5 protein-coding genes and 1 pseudogene are annotated in these 6,819 nt (G+C 73.2%); 1 reads left to right on the plus strand and 5 read right to left on the minus strand.

Features of this window, described 5'->3' with window-relative positions:
* Positions 1-8: 8 nt before the first annotated feature.
* The 3 genes and pseudogenes from SSNG_RS19170 to SSNG_RS19180 form a co-directional block, all read right to left on the minus strand.
* A complete protein-coding gene (locus tag SSNG_RS19170; RefSeq protein WP_007265528.1) occupies positions 9-1,844 on the minus strand; it encodes a serine/threonine-protein kinase in 1,836 nt (611 codons plus the stop codon).
* A 115-nt stretch (positions 1,845-1,959) separates the two neighbouring features.
* Complete coding sequence (locus SSNG_RS19175) at positions 1,960-2,463, minus strand: hypothetical protein (protein ID WP_007265529.1); 504 nt, start codon at positions 2,461-2,463, stop codon at positions 1,960-1,962.
* A gap of 210 nt (positions 2,464-2,673) precedes the next feature.
* A pseudogene (locus SSNG_RS19180) lies at positions 2,674-3,898 on the minus strand (serine hydrolase domain-containing protein).
* A gap of 229 nt (positions 3,899-4,127) precedes the next feature.
* Between SSNG_RS19180 and SSNG_RS19185 the strand changes: the two are divergent.
* Positions 4,128-4,928, plus strand: coding sequence for a helix-turn-helix domain-containing protein (locus tag SSNG_RS19185; protein ID WP_007265531.1), 801 nt, complete (start codon positions 4,128-4,130; stop codon positions 4,926-4,928).
* Here SSNG_RS19185 and SSNG_RS19190 read toward each other — a convergent pair.
* Positions 4,925-5,548 (minus strand): response regulator transcription factor, encoded by a 624-nt coding sequence (locus tag SSNG_RS19190; RefSeq protein ID WP_007265532.1) that lies wholly within the window; start codon positions 5,546-5,548, stop codon positions 4,925-4,927. The genes SSNG_RS19185 and SSNG_RS19190 overlap by 4 nt on opposite strands.
* Complete coding sequence (locus SSNG_RS19195; protein WP_128637498.1) at positions 5,545-6,687, minus strand: sensor histidine kinase; 1,143 nt, start codon at positions 6,685-6,687, stop codon at positions 5,545-5,547. Before SSNG_RS19195 ends, SSNG_RS19190 begins: the two co-directional genes overlap by 4 nt.
* Between the last annotated feature and the right edge of the window lie 132 nt (positions 6,688-6,819).

Here is a 6,819-nt window from a genome sequence, read left to right on the forward strand (position 1 = left end):
CGGTGGCGTCAGTGCTTCTTCGGGTCCTCGGCGTTGCGCCAGACGGTGAGGTCGACGGTGATGTAGTTGCTGGCGTCCTTGGAGTCGGACTTGCCGCGGTAGGTGAGCACCGCGATGTGTCCGGCGTTGCTGAGCACGCAGATCTCGGAGCCGTTGGTGAGCTGGTCGAGGCCGATCTTCTCGGTGTAGCGGGTCTCCGTGCGGCAGGTCTCCAGGGAGCCCTTCTGGGCGTTGTTCAGGACGACGAGCTTGCCGTTGGCGGTGCCGACCTTCGTCTCCCCGAACAGGGTGTCGTAGTAGTAGTAGAAGTCCCCGCCGTTGTAGAGGACGCCGCTGTTGCCGCCCGTGACGGGGCGCGGCGGGTTGTCGGCGAGCATGACCTGGTAGTTGGCCGTGATGTCGATGCCCTGGTAGGTGGCGGGGATGGGGTCGGGCCGCTTCTGGTTCTTGTTCTGGGAGCCGGAGCCCGCGGGGCCGGGGGCGGTGGCGCCGCTGCTGCTGCCGCGGTTGCCGGCGGCGCTGCTGCTGCCCTTGTCCTTGGCGGAGCCGTCCGGGAGCAGGGAGATGATGACCGCGATCCCGATGAGCCCGCCGATGACGGCCCCGGCGATGATCCGCCCGTTGGGGCCGGACTTCTGCGGGGCGGCGGGCGGGTAGGCGGGCTGGTGGGGCGGCGGCGGGGTGGGGTAGCCGGGGGTGGCCGGATAGCCGGGTGCCGGGGTCGGGTAGCCGGGCGGGGGCGTTTGGTAGCCGGGCGGCGGGGTGGGGTGGCCGGGGGCCGCAGCCGGGGCCGCGGGGGCCGTCTGCGTCGGCTCGTACGCGGGGCACGGTGGCAGGAGCGGGTACTCCGCCGGCGCGGTGGGCGGCTGCGCGGGGGCGGAGAGTTCGGTCGGGGTGGGCGCGGCCGCGGGCTGCGGCGGCGGGGTCCTGGCCGGTTCGGGCAGCCGCAGGCGTTCGGTGATGGAACCGGCGACGGCCTTCGGGAGCCAGTCCTCGCCCTGGCGCAGCGGCGCGGGGGAGAGGGCGTGGCACATCTCGATGACCTCGGTCAGGCTGGGCCGTCCGGCGGGGTCGCGGCTCAGGCAGCGGGTCACGAGGGGCTTCAGCTCGGCGGGCAGGGCGCTGAGGTCGGGGTCCTCGTGGACGATGCGGTAGAGGATCGCGTGCGAGTTCCCGTCCCCGTACGCGGGCGCGCCGATCGCCGCGAACGCGATGATCTGGCCGAGGGCGAAGACGTCGGTGGCGGCGGTGACCGTGCCGGTGGAGGCCTGCTCGGGCGCCATGAAGGCGGGCGTGCCGACGCTGACCCCGCTGCTGGTGAGGGAGGTGGCGTCGGCGGCGCGGGCGATGCCGAAGTCGATGACGCGGGGGCCGTCGGAGGCGAGGAGCACGTTCGCCGGCTTCAGGTCGCGGTGGACGATGTCCGCGCCGTGGATGACCTGCAGGGCCTCGGCGACCCCGATGGTCAGCAGCAGGACGCTGCGCAGCGGCAGCCGGCCGTGGGCGGAGACGGCGTGCGCGAGGGAGGGGCCGGGGACGTACGCGGTGGCCAGCCAGGGCTGCGCGCCGTCGGTGTCGAAGTCGATGACGGGTGCCGTGTACAGGCCCTGGACCCGCTGCGCGGCGCGCACTTCCTGCTGGAACCGCCGCCGGAACTCGGCGTCCTCGCTGAACTCGGGCCGGATCACCTTGAGGGCGACGGGCCGTCCGCCGAGCGTGTACGAGAGGTACACCTTGCCCATGCCGCCCGAGCCGAGCACGGCGCTGAGCCGGTAGCCGCCCACCGTGGCGGGGTCGTCCTGTCCCAGCGGCTGGAAGAGTTCGGCCGGATGCGTGTCGCTCATGAAAAAACCGTCCCCCATCAGGCAGTTCAAAGCCTGCCGACGCCTGAAGCCAACCGGGAGAGGGTATCCAACACCCTCCCCGGCAGGCCGCCGGGCGCCGAGGGGCGGGCGCGCCTCAGGCGGGAACGCGGGGGAAGCGGGACTGGAGCGTCCAGATGACCGGGTTGTCGCCGAGGCCCTCGTGCATGTCGACGAGGTCGGCGATCAGGTCGTGGAGGAAGTCGCGGGCCTCGCGGCGCAGCAGGCGGTGGCCGAAGGTGAGGGGTTCTTCCTCGGGGGCCATCCAGTCGGCTTCGATGTCGACCCAGCCGAAACGGCGTTCGAAGAGCATGCGGTCGGCGGACTCGGTGAAGTCGAGCTCGGCGTACTGGCGGTTGGCGGAGCGGCTGCCGCGGGGGTCCTCGTCGAGCTGCTCGACGATGTCGCACAGCGCCCAGGCGAAGTCGAGTACGGGTACCCATCCCCAGGCTGTGGACACTTCCGTGTCCTTCTCGGTGTCGGCGAGGTAGACGTCGCCGCAGAACAGGTCGTGGCGCAGCGCGTGGACGTCCGCGGAGCGGTAGTCGGTCTGCGGGGGGTCGGGGAAGCGCCGGGAGAGGGAGTAGCCGATGTCGAGCACGTTCCCGATGGTGTCACGGGTGCGCCTCTCCCGGCGCGGGGGGCCGCGCGGGGGCGGGTGCCGCTGCGTGGAGCCGTCCCCTGCCCGCCCTTCCGCCGTTCCTTCCCCAGCTACCGCTGGGGGGTGCCCCCGGGGGCTCCGCCCCGCCCCAGACCCCGCGCCTCAGACGTCGGCGGGGCTGGGATGGCCGGCGGGGCTGCACTGTCGGGGTCAGTTCTCCAGGGCCTGGTACGTCGTGGTCCAGAAGTCGTGGATGACCTGGGCGGGGGACGGGGTGGAGAGGCCCACCTGCATGAGGAGGACGCCGGTGAGCTGGTTGTGCGGGTCGGCGTAGGCCGAGGTGCCGGTGCCGCCGTCCCAGCCGAACTGCCCGACGGGCGCGTAGTCGCCGCGGTAGGTGCGGACCGCCATGCCGAAGCCCCAGCCGCCCTGCTGGCCCTGGCCGAAGGAGACGTGGACGCTGTTCCGGGCCAGGGCGGACCGGGTGGCCTCCTGCTCGGCCGTGAGGCTGTTGGTGGTCATCAGCTCGACGGCCGGCCGGGACAGGATCCGCTCGCCTCCGTGCGTGCCCTGGTTCAGCAGCATCCGGAAGTACGCGTGGTAGTCGACGACGGTGGAGACCAGGCCGCCGCCGCCGGACTGGAACGCCGGGGGCGCGCTGTACCGGCCGCCCGCCGCCTCGTCCCATACGTGGAACTCCCCGGTCTGCGGGTCGGGGGCGTAGCTGGGGGGCAGCCGGTCGATCTTGTCGGCGGGCACGTGGAAGCCCGTGTCCTTCATCCCCAGCGGGTCGAGGACGCGCTCGCGCAGGGAACGTCTCGAACGGCTTGCCCGTGACCCGGGAGACGAGGACGCCGAGCACGTCGTGGCTGATGTGGTACTGCCACTGCTCTCCGGGCTGGCGCATCAGGGGGAGCGTGCCGAGGCGGCGCATCCACTCGTCCTGCTCGGGTGCGGGCTCGCCGCCCTGGGTGAAGACGCCCCGCTCGAAGAGGGCGGCCGTGATCGGGGAGCCCATCGCCGTCAGGTCGATGCCGAGTCCGAAGGTGGAGTTCAGCAGGTCCCGTACGGTGACCGGCCGCCGGGCGGGGACGGTCTCGTCCAGCGGGCCGTCGATCCGCGCCAGCACCTGGCGGCCGGCGAGTTCGGGCAGCCACTGCTCGACGGTGTCGTCCAGCCGGATCTCGCAGTCGTCGACGAGGGCCATCGCGGCCGCCATCGCGACCGGCTTGGACGTGGAGGCCATCCGGAAGATCGTGTCCCGGCGCATCGGGGCGCCGCCGTCGTGGCGCATGGTCCCGATCGCCTCGACGTGCGTCTCGTCGCCGCGGCTGACGAGGGCCACGAGGCCGGGGATCTTCCCCGACTCGACGTGCCGGGTCAGCACGTCGCGCATCTTGCGCAGGCCCGCCTCGGTGAAGCCGTTCTGTCCCATCGTCACATCTCCCCGTAAGTGTTTGAGAACCGCTGAACTCGCTCGAAGCTACATTGCGTTTATGGATGCGTCAACGGAGTTGTTGGGTTGAATTTCGCTGATGGGGTGGGGTGTTGGAGTAGGGGTTGCAATGGCGGTGGTGGTGAATGCAATGGGTGGCGGGGCCGTGATTGCAATGGGGTGGGGGCGGATGCATACTGCGGCTGTCGACGAGGGGAGAGGAGCACCGATGCCCGGAGGACGGCTCACCGGCGAGGAACGCCTGCACATCGCCACCTGGCTGGCCGAGGGCCTCGGATACGCGGAGATCGGCCGGCGGCTGCGGCGGCCCGCCTCGACCGTCATGCGGGAGGTCACCCGCAACGGCGGCCCCGAGGGCTACGGCGCGGACCGGGCGCAGGAGGCCGCGCGGCACCGTGCGCGCCGGCGCAAGGAGGTGCGGCCGGCGGCGCCGCCGGTCCCCGACCCCGGCCACGGGCGCGACCCGGGGGCGGTGCGGGAGTTCACCGAGTCCTTCACCGGGCTGCTGGCCGGGCAGGGGCTCCCGCCGATGGTCTCCAGGGTGCTGGCCTGCCTCTACACCACCGACTCCGGCGCCCTCACCGCCTCCGAACTGGTCGAACGGCTCCGCGTCAGCCCGGCGTCCGTCTCGCACGCCGTCGCCTGGCTCGAAGGGCAGGGGATGCTCAGGCGTGAACGGACTCCCGGGGCGCGCCGCGAGCGCTACGCCATCGACGACGAGCTCTGGCTGCGGTCGCTGCTCGCGGCCGCGCAGATGAACGACGTACTGGTGGCGGCGTCGCAGCGCGGAGCCGAGGTCCTCGGGGCCTCGACTCCGGCGGGGGCGCGCTTCGAGTCCTCCGTCGAGCTGCTGACGCTCGTGAACGAGTCCCTGCGCGGGGTCATGGAGCAGTGGCGGCTGCGGCTGGCCGAGCGCGCCGCGGACACGGACGCGGACGCGGCCACGGGCACCGACGCGGCCACGACGGACACGGACGTGGACGCGGACACGGACGCGGACACGGTCTAGGAGGGCAGCAGGCGCTGTTCCTTGGCCACCGCCACCGCGCCCGCGCGGGTGTCGACGCCGAGCTTGTCGTAGATGCGGCCCAGATGGGTCTTCACGGTGGCCTCGCTGATGAACAGCGCCCGGGCGATGTCGCGGTTGCCCAGGCCCCGGGCCAGCTGGCCCAGGATGTCGAGTTCCCGGTCGGTGAGGGTGGGCCGCGTACCGCGCATGTGGGCCATGACCCGGCTCGCGACGGGCGCGGACAGCGTGGTGCGGCCGGCCGCCGCCGAGTGGATGGCGGCGAACAGCTCCTCGGGGCGCTCCGCCTTCAGCAGGTAGCCCGTCGCGCCCGCGCCGATCGCCCGGGTGATGTCCGCGTCCGTGTCGTACGTGGTGAGGACCAGGACGTGCGGCGGGCCGGGGAGGGCCGTGATGCGGCGGGTGGCTTCGACGCCGTCGATGCCCTCGCCCAGCTGGAGGTCCATCAGGACCACGTCCGGGCGGAGCTTGGCGGCCAGCGCGACCGCCTCCTCGCCGCTGCCCGCCTCGCCGAGCACCTCGATGTCCGGCTCGCTGCCGAGGAGCGCGAGGAGTCCGGCGCGGACCACCACGTGGTCGTCGCAGAGGAGGATCGTCGTCATCCCGTGGGCTCCAGGGGGATCGAGGCGGACAGGACGGTGCCTTCGCCGGGGGTGGATTCGATCGTCAGGGTGCCGCCGAGCTGGCGCACGCGGGCGCGCATGGCCGGGAGGCCGTGACCGCGGCCGGGATCGGAGGTGGTGGCGGTGAAGCCGGCGCCGTCGTCCGCGATGTCCAGGACCACCTGGTCGCCGAGGAAGCTCAGGGTGAGGGCGGCGGTGTGCGCGTGCGCGTGCTCGCGGACGTTGGCCAGGGCGCCCTGGGCGATCCGCAGGAGCGCCGACTCGGTGCGGTCCGGGAGGGGGGCCGGCACGCCCTCCAGGTGGAAGCGGACCTCGACGCCGGGCCCGGCGTCCAGCGCGCGCAGGGCCTCGGCGAGGCCGGCGCCGTTGTCCAGCTCGGGCGGGGCCAGGTCGTGGACCAGGCGGCGGGCCTCGGCGAGGCCGCGGGCGGCGATGCCGTTGGCGGTGCGGACGTGAGCGCGGGCGGTGGCCGGGTCGCTGTCCCAGGTGCGGTCGGCGGCCTGGAGCAGCATCTGCTGGCTGGACAGGTGCTGGGCCAGGGTGTCGTGGATCTCCATGGACAGCCGCTGCCGTTCGGCGAGGGTGCCTTCGCGTCGTTCGGTGGCGGCGAGTTCCCGGCGGGTGCGGATCAGGTCGTCGATCAGCGCGCGCTGCGCGCGGGCCTGGCGCTCCATGTGGACGAAGACGGCCGTGGCGAGGGCGGCGATGGCGGGCGGGGCCAGGAGGAGGTTGGGGTCGAAGGCGGTGGAGAGCTTCATCTGGGCCGCGACGACGAAGACGGTGAGTACGGCGACCAGGGCCACGGCGGCGCGCGGGGGCAGGGTGCGCAGGGCGGTGAAGAACAGCGGTACGGCGCACCAGGCGAAGCTCGGGGCGAGCACGACGAGCACCACCCAGGTGGTGACGACGAGCCCGAGCCAGAGCCTGCGGCGCAGGGTGGGGGCGGGCCGGTCGGTGGCGTGGGCGGCCTGGGTGACGCCGACGGCGGGGCCGAGGACGTACAGCAGGGCGAGGGCGATGCCGAGGGAGATCACCCAGGGGGTACGGGGTTCGCCGGGGTGCCGGAGCAGGAAGCGGGCCACCGATGCGCCGAGCAGGAGGAAGAACGCCGTGTGCATGACGGTGGCGAGGGTGCGGGTGTCGGGTGCCCGGGTCACGGCGTGGCTCCTGGGGGTGGGGCGGTGGTGTCCATACTGCCTCTGCCCTGGCCGGGCGGTTACGGGTGTCCCGCTGCGCGGGGTTCCCCGGGG

Source organism: Streptomyces sp. C, assembly GCF_000158895.1.
GTDB lineage: Bacteria > Actinomycetota > Actinomycetes > Streptomycetales > Streptomycetaceae > Streptomyces > Streptomyces racemochromogenes.